Origin of the sequence: Ornithinimicrobium ciconiae, assembly GCF_007197575.1 — a bacterium.
Classification (GTDB): domain Bacteria; phylum Actinomycetota; class Actinomycetes; order Actinomycetales; family Dermatophilaceae; genus Ornithinicoccus; species Ornithinicoccus ciconiae.
Window position 1 is genome coordinate 2,566,456 of the sequence record NZ_CP041616.1, and the last position, 21,484, is coordinate 2,587,939.

The window sequence follows — 21,484 nt, forward strand, 5'->3', positions numbered from 1 at the left end:
CTGCGGTCAGCTGGCCGCCTGCACCCGCAGCGCCCGCGCCAGGTGGTCGGCCTGCTCGATCACGATGCGCCGCAGCGCCCGCGGAGCGTCCTCGTAGTCGGCCAACCACCCCTGGGCGGCCGCGAGCGCGGGATGGGATGCGGCATCCTGACCGTCCGCCAGGTCTCCCCGCGGGAACAGTCCGGTGGCCAGGATGCTGGCCATGACCATCGTCCGGTCCGACCACCACCGGGTGATCGAGTCGTAGTAGCGCTCGGCATACTCCCTGGTCACGGCACCACCGGACGGCTCGACAAAGCCGGCCACCAGGGCACGCAGGTGGTCGTTGGTCAGGCTGGTGTCGGTCGTCATCGCCTCCCACGCCACGGCCTTGGCAGCAGCGCTCGGACGCGCTGCCCGCACCCGCAGCCCTGCGGTCCGGCCGCGCATAGTGTCATCGCGGCGCAGCTCATCGACCAGCTCCTCGTCGGCCAGGGCATCCTGGGCGGCCAGTGCTGCCAGGGCAGCCCAGCGCAGGTCCTGGTGGACCTCCAGCCCCTCCGGGCCGCAGTCCCGCAACAGGTCACGCACCGGCTCGACACCGTCGGCGCAGCTGGCCGTGGCCTGCACCAGGGCCCTGGCCCAGACGATCTGCCGGTCCGACCCAGCCTCCGCCGCGTCCAGGGCCGTCCGCAGCACCCTCACCTGCTCCGCCTGCCACGTCGCGCGGCTCGCGACCGGCGCAAAGGTCTCGATCGCCGCGTGCAGGTTGGTCAGCCCCGAGGCCAGCAGCGCCGCATCGGGCTCAAGCGGCAGCTGCCCGAGGGCGCCGGCCACGTAGTCACCGACGGGCAACACTGCGTCCCGCAGCGCGTTCCAGAGGGTGGACCACACCAGCCCCCGGCTCAGGGGTTCCACGATCGAGCTGACATGGGCCAGTGCCACCCGCGTGGACCTCTCATCCAGCCGGACGCTGGCATAGGTCAGGTCGTCGTCGTTGACCAGGACCAGGTCGGCCGGCTGACCGATCGCCTCGCTCACCTCGGTCTCGGCACCCGTCACGTCCAGCTCGTATGCCGCAGCACGGGTCAGCCGCTCCCCCTCCAGCCGGTAGCACCCGACCACCAGACGGTGCGGGCGGTCGACGGTGGCGTCCCCACCCGCGACCGGTCGGGATTGGGGTGCAGGATCGGGCACCGGTGACCGCCCCTGCACCCCAGAAGCCTGCGGGAGGCGGGGTGCGAGCGGGTCCCGGGCGTCCTGCCGGATCACCAGACGGCTGATCGTGCCGTCGTCGGCCCGGTCCACCTCCGGCGTCAGCAGCGAGATGCCGGCCATCTCCAGCCAGACGCGCGACCACGACGTCAGGTCCCGCCCCGAGGCTGCCTCCAGGCAGTCCGTCAGGTCCCTGACCTCGGTGTTGCCGAAGGCGTGGCGGGCGAAGTAGTCACGGGACCCAGCAAAGAAGGCCTCCTCGCCGACATACGCCATCAACTGCTTGAGCACCGCGGCGCCCTTGGCATAGGTGATGCCGTCAAAGTTCTGCCGGGCCGCCTCCATGTCGTCAATGACGGCCACGATCGGGTGCGTCGTCGGCAGCTGGTCCTGGCGGTAGGCGAACTGCTTGCGATCCATCGCGAAGCGGGTCCACGAGTCGGTGTATTCCGTTGCGGCAGCAGACACGTGGTAACCCATCAGGTCGGCGAAGCTCTCCTTGAGCCACAGCCCGTCCCACCAGCGCATGGTGACCAGGTCGCCGAACCACATGTGGGCCATCTCGTGCATCAGCGTGTTGGCGAGCGCCTGGCGCTGCCCACGGGTGGCGCGGCCGCGGTGCAGGTACTGCTCGGTGAAGGTGACCAGGCCGGGGTTCTCCATCGCGCCGATGTTGTACTCCGGCACGAAGATCTGGTCGTACTTGCCCCAGGGGTAGGGGTAGTCGAAGTGCGCGTCGAAAAAGTCCAGCCCCTGACGGGTCAGGGTGAGCACCTCCTCGGCGTCCAGGTGGGGCACCATCGAGGCGCGGCACAGCACGCCCAGGGCAACCTCCTGGGAGGAGCCGTCCGCACGCTGCACCGACCAGGTGCCGTCGACCCGGTGGTAGGGCCCGGCGGCGATCGCCGTGAGATAGCTCGATAGCGGCGGCGTGGGAGCGAAGGTCACTGTTGCAGAGGCACTTTGCTCGTCCCGCTCGTGGCCATCATCCTCGGTGCGGGCGACCTCGGCCTGCCCGGAGAGGATTACCCAGTCCCGCGGTGCGGTGACCACGAAGGTCGTCTCCGCCTTGAGGTCGGGCTGCTCAAACACCGGGTAGTAGCGGCGGGCGTCCGTCGGCTCACAGTGGCTGTAGAGGTAGGTGTTGCCGTCCTGCGGGTCGGTGAACCGGTGGAGCCCCTCACCCGAGCGGCTGTAGGAGCAGTCGGCCTCGATGCGCACCTCGTTGTCCGCGGACAGGCCGGTCAGGAGGACCCGCGCTCCGTCATACTCCCCCGTCGGCACCGGCTCCCCGTTGAGGGTGACGGAGACGACCCGCTCGGCGATCAGGTCAACCCAGGTCTCCGGGCCGGATGCGGCGAACCGGATCTGGCTGACCACCGAGAAGGTGTCCGCTCCGGGATCAGTGGCGGATCTCAGGTCGAGCTCGACCCGCTGGTCGCGCACGGTGATGGTCCGGGCGCGCTCGGCACACTCGGCATGGGTGAGGTTCGTGGTGGCTGTCACGCTGCCCTAGTCAAGCAGACGCCGCCGCGATCAGGTGTGGTGCAGGGCCTTCCGTGAGAGTCGGTTGCCCAGAGCCTGCGCCAGCTGGACCAGGATGATGATCACGATCACCGTCACCCAGACCACGCCGAAGTTCCAGCGCTTGTAGCCGTAGTCGAGCGCGAAGGCTCCCAGTCCGCCGCCGTCCAGGGTGCCGGCCAGGGCGGACATGTCGACGACCGCGATGCAGATGAAGGTGTAACCCAGGATCAGCGGTCCGAGCGCCTCGGGAACGAGCAGGGTGGTGATGATCCGCCAGCGGGTCGCGCCGGTGGCCCGGGCCGCCTCGATGACCCCGGGGTTGATCGCCACGAGGTTCTGCTCCACGATGCGGGAGACCCCGAAGGTGGCCGCGACCGACATCGGCACGATCATCGCGGTGCTGCCCAGGCGGGTGCCGACGATGCCCACGGTCAGCGGTGCCACGGCAAAGAGCAGGATCAGGAACGGGATCGGCCGGAAGATGTTGACGACCAGGTTGAGGATGCCGAAGACCCACCGGTTGGCCAGCAGTCCTCCGCGGCGGGTGGTGTAGAGGCCGATGCCCAGGGCGAGACCGAGCAGTCCGCCGATGACCAGGGTGGCCGAGACCATGTAGAGGGTCTGGCCGGTGGCCTCGATCAGGTTGGCACCGTGCGTGTCCCACTCGAATCCGTCGTTCATCAGGCCACCTCCTCGACCTCGGTGACGCCGCCGAGCTGGGCGACCACCTGGTCCACGGCCGCCTGGGGGCCGGTGAGTTCGAGGGTGAGCGACCCGAAGGACCGGGCCTGCAGCGTGCCGATGCCGCCGTAGACGATCTCGAAGGTGACACCCAGGGCCCCTGCCCCGGCCAGGACGGCGCCCAGCCGGGAACCGTCGTGGATCGTCGCGGTCACGATCCGACCCGGGTGGGCCTGCCGGATCCTGGCCAGGTCGTCTCCGTGCGGCCGGTCGTGGATGACGGTCGAGACAAACCTGCGGCCAACCTCGGAGCGGGGTGCGGTGAACGTCTCGAAGACCGTCCCGACCTCGGCGACCCGTCCACGCTCCAGGATCGCGACCCGGTCGGCGATGGCCCGGACGATCTCCAGCTCGTGGGTGATGACCACGACGGTCACCCCCAGCTCGCGGTTGACCTTCTTGAGCAGCCGCAGGACGTCCTGCGTCGTCTCGGGGTCGAGGGCGCTGGTCGACTCGTCGGCCAGCAGGATCTTCGGGCCGGCCGCCAGTGCTCGGGCGATCCCGACCCGTTGCTTCTGCCCACCGGAGAGCTGGTCGGGATAGGAGTGCGCCCGGTCCAGCAGCCCGACGAAGTCGAGCAGCTCGGCGACCCGTGCGTCGCGCTTGTCCTTGGGCCAGCCGGCGACCTTGAGCGGGAAGGCGACGTTGCCGGCGATGGTGCGGGAGCCAAAGAGGTTGAACTGCTGAAAGATCATGCCGATGTCGCGACGCTTGCGCTCCAGCTGCGACTCCGTCATGGTCACCACGTCCTGACCGTCGACGATCAGTTCACCGGAGGTGACCCGCTCCAGGCCGTTGATGAGCCGGACCAGGGTGCTCTTGCCGGCTCCGGAGTAGCCGATGACGGCGAAGATCTCGCCCTGCTCGACACTCAGGTCGACGTGGTCGACGGCGGTGACATCTGCGGCGTGGCCGGTGAAGACCTTGGAGACGTCGCGGAACTCGATGATCGGAGACACGCTCAGTTGCTCGCCTGCAGGGTGGCCTCGGTGTCCTGCAGGACCTCCTGGAGGCGGGCGATGTCATAGCCCTCGACGATCACCGCGGTGCCACCGGAGGACTCGACGACCGACTCGAGCACCTCCGGGTCGTGATAGAGCTCCACGATCGTGAGGTAGGTCTCGTTCTCCAGGTCACCGGGGCGGGCGGCGAAGACGTTGATGTAGGGCTGGGCGCCCGGCGACTCGGGGTCGTCGGCGACGACATAGCCCTGCAGGTCGAAGCCGGCGTCGGTGGCGAAGTTGTTGTTGGTGATCACCCCGGCGACGTCGTCGTCGTGGATGAGGCCTGCGGTCTGGCTGGCCTCGACCGGACGGACCACGACCGTGGAGGCGTCCTCGTCGACGTCGTCCGGTGTCGGCGACGCGGGGTCACCGGTGAAGGTGATCAGCCCGGCGCCCTCGAGCACGAACAGTGCCCGGGCCTGGTTGGTGGAGTCGTTGGGGATGGCGACCTGGTCGCCCGTGACGAACTCCTCGACGCTCTCGTACTTCTCGGAGTACAGCGGCAACGGCACGATCATCGTCGAGCCGATGGGCTGCAGGTCATCGCCGGTGTTGACGTTGTGGTCGGCCAGGTAGAGCAGGTGCTGGAAGGAGTTGAGGTCGATCTCCCCCTCGGCGAGGGCCGGGTTGGGCAGGGTGTACTCGCTGAAGTTGACGATCTCGATCTCGATGCCCTCCTCGGCGGCCTTCTCCTTGAGGATCTGCCAGTGCGGCTGGGAGCCCTCGGTGGTGCCAATCCGGATCACGTCGCCGTCGTCGTCGCCGTCCAGCAGTGCCCAGCCGCCGGCGATCAGCGCCGCGACCAGCACAGCGCCTCCCGCGATGAGGGGTGTCCTGCTGCGGCGGGGCTTGTCGGGCAGGACCGGGGACGGGCCGGGGGTAGTGGTGTTCTCAGACATGGGAGGGCCTTTCGGGCAGGGCAGACGGACGGACGTCACGCTGCGGAGGTGGTGCGGACGCGGCTGGACACCGCGGAGCATCCGCCCGGCGACGGTGTCGGGCGGGTCAGTCAGAGGTGAGGGGTGCGGCCGGAGAGCTCCGGCGGCGAGGTGCCGGTGAGGACCGGCGGTGGGTGGCCTGGGGCCGACGTGAGGTGCTGCGCTCAGCGGCAGCGGCACATCAGCGAGTGGCACATCAGTGAGCGGGGCATCACGCGGCACATGTCGCGGCGTCCCTGGGGACGAACCGGAACCGTGCGGACTGCGTGACGGCGCATGACACTCCCACATCACTCACAGAGGAGCCGGTCGGTTGACCGGCACCTCCAGTAGAAACGATGGAGGGCACCCATGTCAAGACGCGACATCGCAGATCCGTCGTCTAGAACCACGCTAGAGACACTCACTCCGTAGAATCCTCGTTCATACAGATTTTGACCGCAGATTAGTCCACTCAACACGCCCCGCAGCGATAGGTACCCCCGCGCCGACAGCGACGAGATTATGATCACGTGGTGTCCGGGGATCTGCAGGCCGAGCCCATCCGGCTCTCCCCCGTCGGCCGCCTCCTGCGCACCCTGGTGATCGTGGCTGCGCTGGGCATCCTGGTCACCAGCCAGCTCGGCCGGCACGACAACTGGTTCCCGCTCGGCATGCTCGGCCAGTACGGCGTGGCCCGCAGCCCGGACGGCGAGGTCATCGACACCTATCTGCTCGGGGAGACCGCTGACGGGCACGTCGAGGAACTCACGCTGCGCGCCGAGGTCACCGGCATCACCCGCGTCGAGCTGGAGATCGCCCTCCCGGACATGCTGCAGGACCCCGGGCGCCTCGAGGTGGTGGCGCAGACCTACGAGGCAGGACATCCCGGCGTCGACATCGTCGCCCTGGAGGTCCGCCAGCACGTGCACACCCTCAGCGGCGGCGCCCGCTCCGGCCCCGCGGCCGACCGGACTGTCCTGAGGTGGGAGCAGTGAACGCGCTCCGAGCCGTCATCGGGTGGCTGGTGGCGCCGGTCCCCCGTGCCAGGGTGGCCTGGGTGCGCGTCATCATCGGCACCGTCGCCCTGATTGACGCCCTCTTCCTGCTCCGCTCACCGCGGGACCGTGGCAGCACCCCGGAGTTCTACGACCCGATCCCGGTCGCTGCGGCCCTCGGCCTGCCCGCCCCCACCACCGTCATCGCCCTGAGCCTGCTGGTCGGCATCGCCACCGGCCTGGTCCTGCTCATCCTCGGCGCCCGCGATCGCCCACCGGCCAGCGTCCAGGTCACCGGGGGCCTGCTCCTCGGCGCCTGCTACACCACCTGGTGCCTCTATGGCATGAGCTTCGGCTATGTCGCTCACGACCACATGGCCATCGTCCTGGCGACCCTCCTGCTGCCCACCGCCGGCATCTGCCGCTACCGCGACCGCACCCCGACCGAGGCCGCCGGGTGGGCCCTGCGCGTCGTGCAGATCTTCACCGTGGCCACCTACACCGGCTCGGTGCTGGCCAAGGCCGTCCTCAACGACTGGGACCTGGCCCGCTGGGGCAACTCCGGCACGCTCGTCTGGGCCTTCCTGCGCCGCCCCAGCCCAGTCAACGAGCTGCTCATCGAGCAGGCCACCCTGCTGCGGATCTTCCAGTGGGGCGCCCTGGCCATGGAGCTGCTCGCGCCCCTCGTCTTCTTCGTCCGCGAGCGCTGGCGCTGGCTCGTGGTGCTGTTCTTCCTCGGCTTCCACGCCAGCACCCTCGTCCTGCTCGGCATCCACTTCCTGCCCACCGTCGCCTGCTGGTCGGCCTTCCTGCCCTGGGAGCGGTATGCCGCCTGGCTGGCCGAGCGCCGCCGCCTCAGGTCCGCGGTGCCAGCGAGGGCCGCTTCCTGATTCCGAACTCCCTCCGCAGCACCCGCCGGGCAGCGGGCAGCCCGGCCATCCCATGCACCCCCGGGCCGGTCGGGCGACTGAGCCTCGATCCGCCGAGGTGATTGGTGATCTGGCCGGGTCGTAACACACGAATGCTCCCGTGACCTGGGACGATGGGACTTGCGACAGTTCCGATCGACCAGATAACAGGAGCACCCGATAGTGCGAGTCTGCCACAACATCTCGGCCGTTTTCGATGACCCGAACCTGATCGGTGCCGCGGGTCTTGTCCCGGTGATGGCGCTGGCCGAGAAGGCCGGCCTGCCGGATCTGGTCGCCGAGCACGTCAGCGTGGCCGGCTCGGCCGGCGCCAACGCCGACCTGAAGATCGGCTCCTTGGTCGCGGGCATGGTCGCCGGCGCGGACAGCATCGAGGCCATGGACCTGGTCCGCCACGGCGGGATGGGCCGGGTCTTCGCCGGGCACCGCGCGCCGACCACGCTGGGCACCCACCTGCGTGCCTACACCTTCGGGCACGTCCGCCAGCTCGACGCCGAGGCCTCACGGGTGCTGGTGAACCTGGCCGGGCTCGTCCCGGGCCTGCTGGGTGGCGCCGCCCAGGTCACCTACCTCGATGTCGACGACACGATCCGCGCCACCCACGGGTACGCCAAACATGGCACCGGGTATGGCTACACCGGCGTCAAGGGCCTGAACGTGCAGGTCGCGACCCTGTCCACCCCGACCGCCGCACCGGTGCTCGCGGCCACCCGGCTGCGCAAGGGCAACGCCGCTCGCACCACGGCGCACCCCGGCTCATCAGTGACGCCGTGGCCACCGCCCGACGGGCCGGCGCGAGCGGCACGCTGACCGTGCGGGCGGACTCGGCGTATTACAACCACGACGTCGTCGCCGCGACCCGCCGGGCCGGGGCCCGGTTCTCCCTGACCGCCCGCATGGACCCGGCCGTGACCGCGGCGATCTCCCGCATCCCCGAGGAAGCCTGGGTAGGCATCAGGTACCCCGAGGCGACCTGGGACGAGCAGGAGCAACGGTGGGTCTCCGACGCCCAGATCGCGCAGACCACCTACACCGCGTTCACCTCCCGCAAGAAGGCCGACCACGTTACCGCCCGGCTCATCGTGCGCCGCGTCAAGCGCCTCAATCCCACGGCGGTCAAGACCGGGCAGGACGAACTGTTCACCACCTGGCGCCACCACGCCGTGTTCACCGACTCAGCCCTGTCGATGCTGGCCGCCGAGGCCTGCCACCGCGAACACGCCATCGTCGAGCAGGTCATCGCCGACCTGAAGTCCGGTCCGCTCGCCCACGCCCCCTCAGGGTCCTTCTCGGCGAACGGCGCGTGGACCGTGCTGGCCGCGATCGCGTTCAACCTGACCCGCGCCGCCGGCGTCCTGGCCTCCGTCGTCCACACCCGCGCCCGACCCGCCACCATCCGGAACCAGCTGATCAACATCCCCGCCCGCATCGCCAACCGTGCCCGACGACTCCACCTGCACCTACCCACCAGCTGGCCCTGGCAGGACGCCTGGGAAGGCCTCTTCGACGCCGCCTACGCACCCGCCTGACCCTGCTCCCTGACCCTGCGAGGAACGACCCCAAGTGGAAGAGCCGGGCTGACCGGCGAATTCCCCCTGCCCCGAGCCCCGACCCCCTTCTACAAGCACTCTCAGCGACTCCCAACGCCTCTCACGAAACCGCTCGGCGGATCCAGGCTGAGCCTGGATCCGCCGGAGTAGTGGGGGCGTTTAGCGGGTTGTGAGACACGAATACCCCTGTGACCTGGGATGATGGGACTTGCAACAGTTCCGATCATCCAGATACAAGAGCACCCGATAGTGCGAGTCTCCCACAACATCTCCGCCGATTTCGATGACCCGAACTGTCGCCCCGGGTCTGATGGAGGCTCTCATCACACGGACCTGGCCGACGAGAGGCACGGCAATCTCAAGGGGTGAACACGTACACCACGGCCTCTCCGATGCACGGCTGTTCCAGATCCGGAAACTCCGGATCTGTGGCGCCGACCCACATGCCTCCGACAAACACGTCGGTCGCTTCGAGAACGAACTCAGTGCCATCAGAAAGTCGCGCTCCACCAGCTATGGACTCCGTCCCAAACGGTAGGTACAACACTCCGCGCTGACCGTTAGACTCGACTCCGAGGCAGCCGTCGACATCTTCCACCGAAGCTCTGATCCCCCCTTCCAACCCAGAAGGTGCCTGCTTGGCAGTCGCAATCACGAGTTCGATTTCGGCGTCGCCTTCGGCCTTGGATCCGGAGTGTGTTGGCAATGATGTCATGTCACTCATCGTGTCATCGGATGACTCCGTAGAACAACCAGCCAGAACCATCAACCCAACCCAGACAAGGACCCACACTTGACCGCTGCTTTCATCGCGAGCAGGTTGACTAGCCCGCATCACCGGATCCACACCTTCCACCCCTGTACCGGAAAGATGGATACCCTTGTGAAACTGTTGGTATTCGTGTCCAAGCAGACTCCCGAATGAACCCCGTACGCATCATTGCCCGAGAACCAGGGGCCTCCACTGTCGCCGCCGGTTGTTTTTCGACGGTCCATCACAGTCAGGGCATGTGTCCGTCCACCATCGCGGGCGCACGAACGCGAGAAGACAGACACGATGGCAGATTTCCTCGCCTTGGTGGTGTACCCAAAGACACTTAGGAGCTGCCCGTACCCTGGCGACCCAACCCCCTCGACATACCTCTTATCCTCGTAGTCGTAGTAGAAAGTCTGCAGTGTACCGTTGCCCCCGCTAGCAAAGTGTCCCCAATCCCACCCATCCCACCAGTACGTTATGGGCGACGGCAGCGTCGCTGCCTGCGTTCCGTCTGCTGGATGATTTCGGTAGATGCGTGACGTGCCGTGAGTCGCACAGTGCCCTGCGGTCCCGACTCGCTTCATACTGGTCGTCGTGCTGATGAGGATAAACCCCGATGTGCAACCAGAGAAGTTGGCACCACCGCGCAGGGCCACTGAAGCACTGGGATCGGATCCGAGACTTTTCTGCCTCTCGTGTGCCACCCCGGCACCGTCGTATTTAATGTCGGAACTGACGCTATACGTGACTTCGAATGAAGGGGACGTATGGGTACGCGCCACCTTCCCGTTCACGAACGGGCTACTTGTCGTTACGGCTATAGTGCCAGATGACGGGTCCATATCAGTGAATATGGTGGTACCACGTGGCACGACCCCAGTAAGGTCCGCGAGTAGCTTATTAGACGCCGCTTCAAGTTGCGTGAGGCCAAAGTTTGACTCATGGATGCGCACCTCGGGATACGGCAGATACTCGAGATCAGTCAACACGTCGTCAGGAATGGGACTCTTCCATGTAAGATACGGTGTTTCCCCTTGGAATCCCCATCCAGTATAACCAGGCCTAAACTCCCACTCCGCAGCTAACCTTGCGATGCTGCCTGCGTATGTTCCTCGGTTGGCAGCTTCTTCAACCGTCAACTTTAGATCGTACGCAAGAAAGACTAGATCATCCAATTCGGCAGCGGTTAACCCTCCGAATGTGATGTCTGGATCGTACGTCACCTCCCCCTGGTGTGCTGGTGCCCTTGACGCTAGCTCTTCATTGAAGTGCTTGAGTTCGGTCGCCGAAACATGACCCTTTGGAACCCAATCGGGTAGATTCTGGCGTTCTTCACCAGTCACAGCCCCAACTAGCCAGACTTCCGCCGACACCACTGGCTCGGTCGCCCGTAGACGGGGTGGAGCTTCCTTGCTCACAGCCATGTCATATCGGAAACTCTCATCGGCAAGTGAGGCGAACTGCGCGTAACTCATCTCCGTTGCGGCCAGGAGTACCGAGGTAATCACGAGCGAGGAACCGACGTCGACGTTCTCATTGATCGCACTGCTTGGCCTCCGATCCACTGAGCAATTCAAAAGTTTAACCCAAGCCACTGATCACGTCAATGGCGTGACGAGACTCTCCTAAAGCGCCGGCGAAGAAGGCCTCGTGCCGCCTTGTGCCTCACGTAGGAATGGCCGCGAACCGGAGGCTGGTGAGGTGAGTCCTGGGACTTGGACGGTGGCCTGTCGATGAGGTCTCGTGCCGAGGTCACAACCAGGTACGCCAGGGCGTATGTGAAGGCTGCGGAGGAAGATCCTGCAACGGGTCTGGAGCTTCCTCGGGCGGGCATTACCAGGGCTCTTTGAGGGCGACACCTTCGCGCACCGCGGACCGACGCTGAAAGGCGAGTTCGCGCGCACCGTGAACCTAACCTGCATGCACACCGGCCCGGAGATGACGTCGCACCAGGTGCACGAGCACAGCGATGGGTGTTCACTGTCGTCGACATTCACCACCGCGGTGCGTAACAACGCTCACACCCACATCCTGAGCACGCTGTCAGCAGGCACCAAGGTTATCCCGTTCCCGATCAGCGGCGTCGATTTCGATAACGCCTACCTACAAGTTATGCAGACCTCGCTCCGTGGGCCTTGCCGAACAGGAGGTCGGTACTGGCCAGGTCGGCATAATCACAGGGACTCCAGGAAGGCGAGTAGGGGGACGGTAGCGTCCGGGGGTGGTGCCGAGCTGCGTGTGACAGGTGAGGATGCCCCCGACGGGGGAAATGTGGTTGCTCGCGAATTGCATCGCTCCTCAGATCAGAAGGAGCACTCCTCAGGTTCGGCCGGCAGCGGTATGCCGCCTGGCTGGGTGAGCGCCGCCGCCTCAGGTCCGCGGTGCCAGCGAGGGCAACGTCCTGATTCCGAACTCCTGGCGCAGCACCCGACGGGCAGCGTGCAGCCCGGCCATCCCATGCACACCCGGGCCAGGCGGGGCGGACTGGGAGCACAGATACACACCCGGCGCCACGGCATACGGATCGATGGCCGGTCCGGGACGGGCGACCATCCGCCACATCGAGATCAGTCCTCCGGCGATGTCCCCACCGGGATAGGCGGCATTGTGCTCCGACATCGCGGATGCGGGAGTGACCACGCAGTCGACAACCAGATCCCGGAAACCTGGGGCGAAGCGCTCGAGCTGGGCGTCAACAGCCGGCCGCACGTCCCGGGTCGAGCCGTTCGGGACGTGGGCGTAGGCCCACACCGGGCGCAAACCGCTGGCCCCGAGACGGGAGTCGTCGAACTGCGCCGGATCGCTCACCAGCACCATCGGTCTGTCTGCGTGACGTCCCGCCACCACCTCATTCTCAGCCGCGCGCATCTGCGCGACCGTGCCGCCGACGTGCACGGTGCCCGCCCGGCGGACCTCCGGGTCGGCCCAGGGCACGGGGCCGCTGAGCACGTAGTCGAGCTTGCAGACCCCGCCCCCCAGGGGCAGCGCGCTGAGCCGGGAGCGGTAGGGCTCGGCCAGCAGGTCCGCAGCCACGCGGGCGTGGGTGTTGAGCAGGTGGACCCGGGCAGGCGGGAGGTCGCTCGGGGTGCGCACCGGGTGGTCGGTGATGACCTGCCCGCCGTGTGCTTCCAGGTCGGCCACCAGCGCCCGAGTGATGGCACCGATGCCGCCCCGGACGAGCGGCCAGCCCGAGGGTCCGTGCGCGAGGGCTCCGAGATAGCTGGCGGTGCCCGCGGCGGCGAGCGAGGGCAGTGCCGAGATGGTGTGCGCGGACACCCCGGCGATCAGGCTGCGCGCCTCCTCGGTGCGCCAGTAGCCGTCGCCCCACGACCCGCCCATCAGCGCGGTGCTCGCGCCAAAGGCAGCCCCGGCCCTAGCCAGTTGCAGCGGGTTGCCCGCCGGCACGGATCGCTTGTCCGACAGGGCGATCGCCGCGACCTCGTGCGGGTGGGCCGCCAGCGGCCCCAGCAGCCGGCGCCACCGCTGCCCGTCCACGCCCAGACGCTCAGCCGTCCGCGCCAGGTCGCGGTAGGCAAGGCCGGCCCGACCGTCATCCAGCGGTTGGGCGTAGGAGATCTCCGGGACGATGAGCTCCACCCCGCGAGCTGCCAGGTCAAACTCCGCGAAGAACGGCGACGTCGGCGCCGCGGCAGGCACGGCCGCGCACACATCGCGCAGCAATCCCTCGGCCTCGGCGACCCGGTCGCTGACCAGAGGCAGCGTGCGCACTCCCCCGCCGACCGTCGACTGCCCCTCCAGGACGGTGACCGAAAGACCTGCCCGAGCCAGAGTGACGGCGGCGGCCAGACCGTTGGGCCCCGATCCGACCACCACGACATCACTCACCCGCGCAGCCTACCGCCCACTTTTTGGGTTAGCTCTGGCGCGGGTTGACCTCCTCGGCACCCTGCGGGGCGGGCGCCGTCGGCTCGGGCTTGGCGTCGACGCCGGCCTCCTTGCGCTGTTGGGCCGTGATCGGCGCAGGCGCCTCGGTCAGCGGGTCGAAGCCGCCGCCGGACTTCGGGAAGGCGATGACGTCGCGGATCGACTCCGTCCCAGCCAGCAGGGCCACGATCCGGTCCCAGCCGAACGCGATCCCACCGTGCGGCGGGGCACCGAACTTGAACGCCTCGAGCAGGAAGCCGAACTTCTCCTGGGCCTCCTCCTCGGACAGCCCCATGATGCCGAAGACCCGCTCCTGGATGTCGCGGCGGTGGATACGGATGGACCCGCCGCCGATCTCGTTGCCGTTGCAGACCAGGTCATAGGCATAGGCCAGCACGGACCCCGGGTCGTACTCCAGGCTGTCCACGAACTGCTCCTGGGGCGAGGTGAAGGCGTGGTGCACCGCAGTCCAGGCGCCACCACCAACGGCCACGTCACCGGAGGCGACCGCGTCGCTGGCCGGCTCGAACAGCGGAGCGTCGACCACCCACAGGAAGGACCAGGCGGACTCGTCGATCAGCTCAGCGCGCCGCGCGATCTCCAGACGTGCCGCGCCCAGCAGGGCGCGGGACGCCTTGGTCGCACCGGCGGCGAAGAACACGCAGTCACCGGGCTTCGCACCGACGTGGGCGGCCAGGCCCTCCCGCTCGGCGTCGGACAGGTTCTTGGCCACTGGTCCGCCGAGGGTGCCGTCCTCGGTCACGGTGACATAGGCCAGACCCTTGGCACCGCGCTGCTTGGCCCACTCCTGCCAGGCGTCGAACTGGCGCCGCGGCTGACTGGCCCCACCAGGCATGACGACCGCGCCGACATACTCCGACTGGAAGACCCGGAAGGGGGTGTCGGCGAAGAAGTCGGTGCATTCGACCAGCTCGATCTCGAAGCGCAGGTCAGGCTTGTCGCTGCCGTAGCGCCGCATCGCCTCGGCGTAGGTCATCCGCGGGAACGGCGTGGTCAGCTCGATGCCCTTGACGGCCCAGACGGCCTTGGCGATCGCCTCGCCGAGCTCGATGACGTCGTCCTGCTCGACGAAGCTCATCTCGATGTCGAGCTGGGTGAACTCCGGCTGCCGGTCGGCGCGGAAGTCCTCGTCGCGGTAGCAGCGGGCGATCTGGTAGTAACGCTCCATGCCAGCCACCATCAGCAGCTGCTTGAATAGCTGCGGGGACTGGGGCAGGGCATACCAACTGCCGGGCTGCAGACGTGCCGGGACCAGGAAGTCACGGGCGCCCTCGGGGGTGGACCGGGTCAGTGTCGGGGTCTCGATCTCGACGAAGTCCAGGTCGTTGAGCACCGTGCGGGCTGCAGCGTTGACCTTGCTGCGCAGGCGCAGGTTCTGCCCTGCGGAGTTGGCGCCCGGGCGGCGCAGGTCGAGATAGCGGTGGCGCAGACGCGCCTCCTCGCCGACGGTCACCCGCTCGTCGATCTGGAAGGGCAGCGCCTCGGCGGCGGACAGCACCTCGATGGAGGTGGCGACCACGTCGACGGCACCGGTGGGCAGGTCGGGGTTGACGTCCTTGCCCTCGCGGGCGGTGACGTCCCCGACGACCTTGACGCAGTACTCGCTGCGCAGGTCGTGGGCGGTGCCGGTCAGCACCTCGTCGCGGGCGACGACCTGGACGATGCCGCTGGCGTCGCGCAGGTCGATGAAGGCCACGCCGCCGTGGTCGCGGCGTCGGGCCACCCAGCCGGTGAGGGTGATGGTGGTGCCGACGTGCTCGGATCGCAGCGTGCCGGCCTCGTGGGTGCGAAGCATGAGGTCTCCTCTCGGGTCAGTTCCCGGAGGACGGCTGCCTCCGGGAGGGCAGCCCTGGAGGTGTGGGCGGGGGCCAGATCGCGGTGCCACCACACCTTCGCCGAGGAGATCCCGGCCTCTCGTCGGAGACGGGCTCGGCAGTCGCCGAGTCGGTCCGCCGGACGCGCGGTGCGCGGGTAAGCCGATCGGCAGGGAAGTGCCCTGCTGGTCGACGTCGGCGGGGCGTCACTCCGCCCCGCGCACGGGTGCCAGTCTACGGTCCGCGAGCCGTGCGGCATACCAAGAATCGCGACACCGGGGGTGAGCCGCACCACTGACCCTGCTCTGCAACCTTTGGGCAGGTCAGCGCGTGTGGAGAGGTGAACAGACGAACCGGCCAGCCGGGGACGCTGCCACATCCACCGACCAGGGAGTGCAGGGGAGACAATGACAGGCAGGAGGGACCGATGAGCCGACAGCACGGCGAGCAGGACTTCGAGGAGTTCTATCGCGCGACGGCACCCAGGGTGGTCCACCTGGTCTATGCCACGACCGGCGACATGACCATCGCCCAGGACAGCGCCCAGGAGGCCTTCGCCCGCGCCTGGCAGCGCTGGTCCCAGATCAGCACGTATGACGAACCGCTGGCCTGGGTGCGCACGGTCGCCCGCCGCATCGCGATCTCTGCGTGGCGCAAGAAGGGGGCGCAGGACCGGGCCTATGTCCGACACGGTGCGGCAGCCAGTGTGGACGGCCCGGGCGTGGACCGGGTCGCCGTCCTCGAGGCTCTCCAGACGCTGAGCGACCCGATCCGTGAGTCGGTCGCGCTCTACTACATCGCCGACCTGTCGATCGAGCAGATCGCCCAGGAGACCGGGGCCGCCGTCGGCACCGTCAAGTCCCACCTTCACCGGGGCCGGCGCCAGCTCGCCGAGGCCCTCGAGATCAAGGAGAACGACCATGCGTGAGGAGCAGGACTTCCAGGACTGGACCGCGGAGCAGGACGAGCGCCTGCGCGCCTCACTCGGTGCGCTGCGCCACGATGTGGACGCCGCGGGCCTGCCCGACGTGCGCTTCGTCATGCGGCGGGCCGGACGCCAGCGTCAGCGCGCTGTGGCGGGCGTCGCAGCCGGGGCGGCGGCCGTGCTCGGACTGTCGTGGTTCGGCTACCAGGCGATGGACAGCACGCCCAGCACCGCGCCCGCCGGGGACGGGACGAGCGTGACCACGGAGCGGGACCAGGACGAGGTCACCCAGGACACGACCGATGATTCCACGTCGACGGATCCCGAGAGCTCTGACACAGCACTGCTGGTCACCCCCGACGAACTCGTGCTTGCCCAGTCGGGCGGGCCGGAGCTGAGCCTGTTCGTCCCGCCGACCCTGTGGGCCTCCGACACCTTCACCAGCGGCGCCACCACCAGCGCCGGGGTCGGGGACTTCGAGTCGACCCAGCTGTTCGACTGCGACCCCGACAACGTGACGTGGGGCAGCACCGACGAGGGAACCTTCGGCATCATGACCATCTGGTCCGACGGCTCGGCCTTTGGGACCCAGCGGGTGCGGGTGCTCGACTCCCCCGACGCTGCCGCGAGCTATGTCAACGACCTCGACGCGGCCCTGGCCACCTGCCAGGCACCGGCCGAGGCCGACAACATCAGCCTGGACGTCACGCCGCTGGAACTGTCGGGGGCCTACCGGGTCACCACGGAGTTCGGGGACGGCAACGACCCGATCGTCGAGTTCGTCTACGTCGTGCAGCACCAGGGCACCCCCGAGGCGGTTTCGACCATCCAGGTGACTGACTGGTCAGGCGAGGTCACGGATGCCGGTGCCGCGAGCGAGCTGCAGCGTTTGGCCGACCTGGTGGTAGACCAGTAGTCCAAGCGAACTGCCTGCCCCGCACCGCTTGGGCGGCCGGAGGTGCGGTGGCTTCTTGACTGCTTGTCACTTCTGGCCGCCCGGCACGACGGCGATGTCTGCCACGGTTATATAGAGTTCCACGGAGCAGGTCGGCGCTTCACCAAGCTTGTCCTCCACACCATCTGGGAGAAGGCCACCCACAGCCGTGAGGTGGGTTCCTGCCTCCAGGACCGTGCCATCCGCCAACACCACCGTTGTCCCCTCCACGACGGTGCCCACGGGCCACACCACACCAGCACGTTCGGCCTCGTCGGTCACCAGACTCAGGCATCGCGTGTCGTCTGTCGGTTCGAGCGTCCCCGAGACCAGAGCTTCCGGCCATGCAAGCGGTTCCTGCTCCCGAACGATGAGGACGAGCCCAGTGGTGCCCTGAATCTCCATCAGTGGGGCGTCAAAGAAGTCGACTGGGATCTCGTCCGTGACGTCATCGATATCATCCGTGCGCAAACCTGTCTCGCTAACGACAGAGCCACTGTGCGAAGCGGCATCACCCGTGGGTGAGGGCGGTGATGATTCATCTGAACAACCTGACACGGCGCTCACCCACAAGGACAGAGGACAGACGATCCCAAGCAACCACGCGCCAGACGCACCTCGATCACCCGATGCGGACATAGTACCCAAATCTCTGCACGTAATTATGAACCGGCGTGAAAAAGGAGCGGTTCACGCCATCTTCTAAGATCGTACCTGTGTGAACACCTACGGCAGTATGGCTATAATACCAGGGTCCGCCACTATCCCCGCCCCCACTGACATTATCCCACATGATTGCGGTGTAGTAGCCATTGGCAAGTCGCATCCTTTTTACTGTGCTACATCGATCCGTCCCAACTCTACGGAAATGACAGACAGGATCTCCAACCTCTGGGATTCCCGCGCGGGCGGTCGCAGTCCTCTTGTCATTCCATGTAGCGTAGAAGGTAGAGAGTGGTGTCCAACCAGCATGCGACAACAGGGCAATGTCTGTCGTCGTGCCACCAGAAGAAAGGACGTTGAGATTCACCGACGTCGAACCATCACCACTGTGCAGTGCGTAGTGTGCAGTGCCACCCAAGGTCACACAATGCGCCGCAGTTCCCATTCGAATAGTGTTACCAGTGGCACTTCGGAGCGTGTAGGACGTGAGGCAACCACTTCCATTCAACAAAGCGCCTCCGCGTAATTTTGTGTCTTTTAGAGTCACAGGACCCACGCCAAACGGTATGAGGTTTACTTCCACCGCTTCAGGAACGACCTCACTTATTGTCCCAAGCCCGGTCGGCACTCCTCCAGTGAACAAGACATCGACCGCCGGGCTTGGTGCGTCTATCTCATATTGCACTCCCGAATCGAACTCCTTAAAGCCCTCATTGAGAGACGCAACAAGCGACTCTAATTCAACCAGCGTTAACTCGTGACCCCGCGACAAGGTGACAGTGATAGGAGAGTCCGCGAGCAGTTGCTCCAACTCTATAGGGATCTCTTCGCCCGTGATACTGACCGTTCCCTCTCCCTCTTCCCACGTCCCGGCGACATAGAGATTGGGGAACTGACTCGCTACGTCTTCCCGAAGAGTGCGGAAAGCGTCGAACCCAGCATAGCGTCTTATGCCTTCGTCGACTGAAATATCCTGAACGCGAGACAAATTGGTGATATCAGACAGTTCTGCGTCGGATAGCCCATCGTTCGCCATGACGGGCCCATCCGCTGCAGCACGCGTTAGCCCAACCCTCGCAGTGGACGAATGTGCGACGTCCGTCAAGGATGCCGTGTCCACGTGCGTCGCGATCATGCCGTCAGCACCAATGGCGGGCGTGATCAGCAGGCACGCACTCAGAACGGCCACGACCGCAGCCCAAGTTTTCCGCATCCACCTGTACTACCAGTGGGCGGCATGTGCGTCAACAGGTCTCCGGTGACGAAGCCACGATCCCGGGTGATCGGTGCGCAGGCCAGGGCGCGTCGGCCGCGCGCAAACATTCCCAGTCGCGGGACCGGCCCGCTTGGGCACTCAACAGCCCGATCGCCACAGTGGCGTTGCGGATCCTGCCGGTCAGCACGGCCTCAACCGCGTCGTCCAGCTCGACCCAGGCGGTCGGCATACCCAGCTCCTCGTGCTCGCGCTCGAAGAGCTCATGGTCGGGCACGTCGGACAGGTCGCGCGCCAGGTAGACCCGCAAGGCCTCACTGAGACCACCCGGCGACGAGACGTAGTCGGCAAGCAGATCCCATCGCTCCGCTCGCAGATCCGCCTCCTCGGCAAGCTCCCGCGCTGCGGCCCGCCACGGTGGCTCCCCCTCCACGTCGAGCAGGCCGGCCGGCAGCTCCCACTCGAGCGCACCGACCGGGTGACGGTACTGCTTGATCAGCAGCACCTCCGGCGCTCCCCTGTCCTCGCGCAGGGCCAGGACTGCGACGGCGCCCGGGTGGTCGACATACTCCCGGACGACGGTGCCGGCCTCCCCCAGGTCGACGGTGTCGCGGCGCACGTCCCAGACCCGGCCGCGCAGGACCAGCTCGGAGTGGCTGACCGGCCGTGGGGCGATCTGGTCCTCGAGGTCGTGCGCGGGCAGCCGGGGGGCGTCGAGCGCCATCAGCCGGCGGGGGCGCGCTCGACCTCGACCAGGCGCTGGCTGCGCTGCACGTCGAGGGCGGCGGACACGAGGCCGGCAAAAAGCGGGTGCGCCCGGTGCGGTCGTGACTTGAACTCCGGGTGGGCCTGGGTCGCGATGTAGTAGGGGTGCGTGTCAGCGGACAGCTCGACGAACTCGACCAGCTCCCCGTCGGGCGAGGTGCCCGAGATGACCAGGCCGGCGTCGGAGAGCTGCTCGCGGTAGGCGTTGCCGACCTCGTAGCGGTGGCGGTGGCGCTCCTCGACGGAGGTGGTGCCGTAGACGCCGGCGGCGACCGAGCCCTCGGACAGCGTCGCCGGGTAGGAGCCCAGGCGCATGGTGCCGCCGAGGTCGCCGGCGCCCTCCACGAATGCGCGCTGCTCCTCCATGGTGGCGATCACCGGAGCCGGCGTGTCCGGGTCGAACTCGGTGGAGCTGGCACCGTCGATGCCGGCCACGTTGCGGGCGTACTCGATGACCATGGCCTGCAGACCCAGGCAGATGCCGAGGGTCGGCACCTGGCGCTCCCGCGCCCAGCGCAGGGCTCCAATCTTGCCCTCGATGCCACGGATGCCGAACCCGCCCGGCACCAGGATCGCGTCGGCGCCGGCCAGCTCCCTGGTGGCGCCAGCCTCGGTGCGGCAGTCGTCAGAGGCCACCCACCGGATCGACACCCGGGCGTCGTTGGCGAAGCCGCCGGCCCGCAGCGCCTCGGTGATCGACAGGTAGGCGTCCGGCAGGTCGATGTACTTGCCGACCAGGGCGACTTCCACCTCGTGCTCGGGCTCGTGCACCCGGCGCAGCAGCGCGTCCCAGTCGGTCCAGTCCACGTCGCGGAAGGGGAGCCCGAGAGTGCGCACGACGTAGGCGTCGAGGCCCTCCGCGTGCAGCACCTTGGGGATGTCGTAGATGGAGGGGGCGTCCACGCAGTTGGCGACCCCGTCGACCTCCACGTCGCACATCATCGAGATCTTGCGCTTGATCGACATCGGGATCTCGCGGTCCGCCCGCAGCACGAGGGCGTCGGGGCTGATGCCGACCTGACGGAGCTGGGCCACGGAGTGCTGGGTGGGCTTGGTCTTCAGCTCGCCGCTGGGTGCGAGGTAGGGCACGAGCGAGACGTGCACGAAGAAGCAGTTGGCCCGGCCCAGGTCGTGACGGACCTGGCGCGCGGCCTCCAGGAAGGGCAGCGACTCGATGTCGCCGACGGTGCCGCCGATCTCGGTGATGATGACGTCCGGGGTGTCCTCCGGGGACAGCTCGTGCGCGTCGGCGCGCATCCGCGCCTTGATCTCGTTGGTGATGTGCGGGATGACTTGGACGGTGTCGCCGAGGTACTCACCCCGCCGCTCCTTGGCGATGACGTCGTTGTAGACCTGCCCGGTGGTCACGTTGCCGCGTCCCCGCAGGTTGATGTCGAGGAAGCGCTCGTAGTGCCCGATGTCGAGGTCGGTCTCGGCCCCGTCCTCGGTGACGAAGACCTCACCGTGCTGGAACGGGTTCATCGTGCCCGGGTCGACGTTGATGTAGGGATCGAGCTTTTGCATAGTCACCCGCAGGCCGCGCGCCCTCAACAGGAGTCCCAGACTCGAGGCGGTCAGGCCCTTGCCGAGTGAGGAGGCAACTCCTCCGGTCACAAAGATATGTTTCGTCTGCTCCGCCACGGGCTG

At 67.3% G+C, this 21,484-nt stretch carries 16 protein-coding genes and 1 pseudogene; 5 read left to right on the forward strand and 12 right to left on the reverse strand.

The genetic code is table 11. The annotated features are described in order from the left end of the window. Positions 1 to 6: 6 nt before the first annotated feature. Genes pepN through FNH13_RS11780 form a run of 4 tightly spaced genes read right to left on the reverse strand, consistent with a single transcriptional unit; the run spans position 7 to position 5,365 of the window. Positions 7 to 2,700 carry an aminopeptidase N gene (gene pepN / locus FNH13_RS11765; protein ID WP_143783594.1) on the reverse strand — a complete coding sequence of 898 codons (2,694 nt, stop codon included), beginning with the start codon at positions 2,698 to 2,700 and terminating at the stop codon, positions 7 to 9. Between the two features lie 30 nt (positions 2,701 to 2,730). Then, positions 2,731 to 3,402, reverse strand: coding sequence for a methionine ABC transporter permease (locus FNH13_RS11770; RefSeq protein ID WP_143783595.1), 672 nt, complete (start codon positions 3,400 to 3,402; stop codon positions 2,731 to 2,733). Continuing rightward, entirely contained in the window at positions 3,402 to 4,421 is a 1,020-nt protein-coding gene (locus FNH13_RS11775) for a methionine ABC transporter ATP-binding protein (RefSeq protein WP_143783596.1), read from the reverse strand. Before FNH13_RS11775 ends, FNH13_RS11770 begins: the two co-directional genes overlap by 1 nt. A 2-nt stretch (positions 4,422 to 4,423) precedes the next feature. After that, positions 4,424 to 5,365: a MetQ/NlpA family ABC transporter substrate-binding protein gene (locus tag FNH13_RS11780; protein WP_143783597.1), complete on the reverse strand. Its 942-nt coding sequence runs from the start codon at positions 5,363 to 5,365 to the stop codon at positions 4,424 to 4,426. Between the two features lie 554 nt (positions 5,366 to 5,919). Between FNH13_RS11780 and FNH13_RS11785 the strand changes: the two genes are divergently transcribed. From FNH13_RS11785 to FNH13_RS11795, 3 genes and pseudogenes are all read left to right on the forward strand, one after another. Then, positions 5,920 to 6,381: a hypothetical protein gene (locus FNH13_RS11785; RefSeq protein WP_143783598.1), complete on the forward strand. Its 462-nt coding sequence runs from the start codon at positions 5,920 to 5,922 to the stop codon at positions 6,379 to 6,381. Beyond that, positions 6,378 to 7,271: a hypothetical protein gene (locus FNH13_RS11790; protein ID WP_143783599.1), complete on the forward strand. Its 894-nt coding sequence runs from the start codon at positions 6,378 to 6,380 to the stop codon at positions 7,269 to 7,271. Before FNH13_RS11785 ends, FNH13_RS11790 begins: the two co-directional genes overlap by 4 nt. Positions 7,272 to 7,472: 201 nt before the next feature. Beyond that, positions 7,473 to 8,839: pseudogene (locus FNH13_RS11795) on the forward strand (IS1380 family transposase). A gap of 379 nt (positions 8,840 to 9,218) precedes the next feature. Here FNH13_RS11795 and FNH13_RS11800 read toward each other — a convergent pair. The 4 genes from FNH13_RS11800 to aspS all read right to left on the reverse strand — a co-directional run bounded on the left by FNH13_RS11800 (position 9,219) and on the right by aspS (position 15,318). Next, positions 9,219 to 9,584 (reverse strand): hypothetical protein, encoded by a 366-nt coding sequence (locus FNH13_RS11800; protein ID WP_143783600.1) that lies wholly within the window; start codon positions 9,582 to 9,584, stop codon positions 9,219 to 9,221. Between the two features lie 110 nt (positions 9,585 to 9,694). Then, positions 9,695 to 11,182 carry a chymotrypsin family serine protease gene (locus FNH13_RS11805; RefSeq protein ID WP_143783601.1) on the reverse strand — a complete coding sequence of 496 codons (1,488 nt, stop codon included), beginning with the start codon at positions 11,180 to 11,182 and terminating at the stop codon, positions 9,695 to 9,697. A gap of 805 nt (positions 11,183 to 11,987) precedes the next feature. Continuing rightward, positions 11,988 to 13,463, reverse strand: a complete 1,476-nt coding sequence (locus tag FNH13_RS11810; protein ID WP_143783602.1) for a phytoene desaturase family protein — start codon at positions 13,461 to 13,463, stop codon at positions 11,988 to 11,990. Positions 13,464 to 13,491: 28 nt separating this feature from the next. Next, positions 13,492 to 15,318, reverse strand: coding sequence for an aspartate--tRNA ligase (gene aspS / locus FNH13_RS11815; protein WP_143783603.1), 1,827 nt, complete (start codon positions 15,316 to 15,318; stop codon positions 13,492 to 13,494). Positions 15,319 to 15,764: 446 nt separating this feature from the next. On the opposite strand from aspS, the gene FNH13_RS11820 reads away from it, so the two are divergent. Together FNH13_RS11820 and FNH13_RS11825 are read left to right on the forward strand one after the other, a co-directional pair. Continuing rightward, positions 15,765 to 16,265: a SigE family RNA polymerase sigma factor gene (locus FNH13_RS11820; protein WP_143783604.1), complete on the forward strand. Its 501-nt coding sequence runs from the start codon at positions 15,765 to 15,767 to the stop codon at positions 16,263 to 16,265. Then, entirely contained in the window at positions 16,258 to 17,178 is a 921-nt protein-coding gene (locus tag FNH13_RS11825) for a hypothetical protein (RefSeq protein ID WP_143783605.1), read from the forward strand. The genes FNH13_RS11820 and FNH13_RS11825 overlap by 8 nt, the downstream gene beginning before the upstream one ends. A 66-nt stretch (positions 17,179 to 17,244) precedes the next feature. Here FNH13_RS11825 and FNH13_RS11830 read toward each other — a convergent pair whose 3' ends face one another. The 4 genes from FNH13_RS11830 to FNH13_RS11845 form a co-directional block, all read right to left on the reverse strand. Beyond that, a complete protein-coding gene (locus tag FNH13_RS11830; protein ID WP_143783606.1) occupies positions 17,245 to 17,667 on the reverse strand; it encodes a hypothetical protein in 423 nt (140 codons plus the stop codon). A 151-nt stretch (positions 17,668 to 17,818) separates the two neighbouring features. Next, entirely contained in the window at positions 17,819 to 18,895 is a 1,077-nt protein-coding gene (locus tag FNH13_RS11835; protein WP_143783607.1) for a chymotrypsin family serine protease, read from the reverse strand. Between the two features lie 208 nt (positions 18,896 to 19,103). Beyond that, on the reverse strand, positions 19,104 to 19,796 hold the full coding sequence (locus FNH13_RS11840; RefSeq protein ID WP_143783608.1) for an NUDIX domain-containing protein: 693 nt from the start codon (positions 19,794 to 19,796) through the stop codon (positions 19,104 to 19,106). Further along, on the reverse strand, positions 19,796 to 21,478 hold the full coding sequence (locus tag FNH13_RS11845) for a CTP synthase (RefSeq protein ID WP_143783609.1): 1,683 nt from the start codon (positions 21,476 to 21,478) through the stop codon (positions 19,796 to 19,798). The genes FNH13_RS11840 and FNH13_RS11845 overlap by 1 nt, the downstream gene beginning before the upstream one ends. Between the last annotated feature and the right edge of the window lie 6 nt (positions 21,479 to 21,484).

Excerpts from the sequence above, each read along its gene's own strand:
- FNH13_RS11770 (WP_143783595.1), bottom strand. The coding sequence starts at position 3,402 with ATGAACGACGGATTCGAGTGGGACACGCACGGTGCCAACCTGATCGAG.
- aspS (WP_143783603.1), bottom strand. The coding sequence starts at position 15,318 with ATGCTTCGCACCCACGAGGCCGGCACGCTGCGATCCGAGCACGTCGGC.
- FNH13_RS11825 (WP_143783605.1), top strand. The coding sequence starts at position 16,258 with ATGCGTGAGGAGCAGGACTTCCAGGACTGGACCGCGGAGCAGGACGAG.
- FNH13_RS11820 (WP_143783604.1), top strand. The coding sequence starts at position 15,765 with ATGAGCCGACAGCACGGCGAGCAGGACTTCGAGGAGTTCTATCGCGCG.
- FNH13_RS11800 (WP_143783600.1), bottom strand. The coding sequence starts at position 9,584 with ATGAGTGACATGACATCATTGCCAACACACTCCGGATCCAAGGCCGAA.
- FNH13_RS11780 (WP_143783597.1), bottom strand. The coding sequence starts at position 5,365 with ATGTCTGAGAACACCACTACCCCCGGCCCGTCCCCGGTCCTGCCCGAC.
- FNH13_RS11835 (WP_143783607.1), bottom strand. The coding sequence starts at position 18,895 with ATGGCGAACGATGGGCTATCCGACGCAGAACTGTCTGATATCACCAAT.
- FNH13_RS11840 (WP_143783608.1), bottom strand. The coding sequence starts at position 19,796 with ATGGCGCTCGACGCCCCCCGGCTGCCCGCGCACGACCTCGAGGACCAG.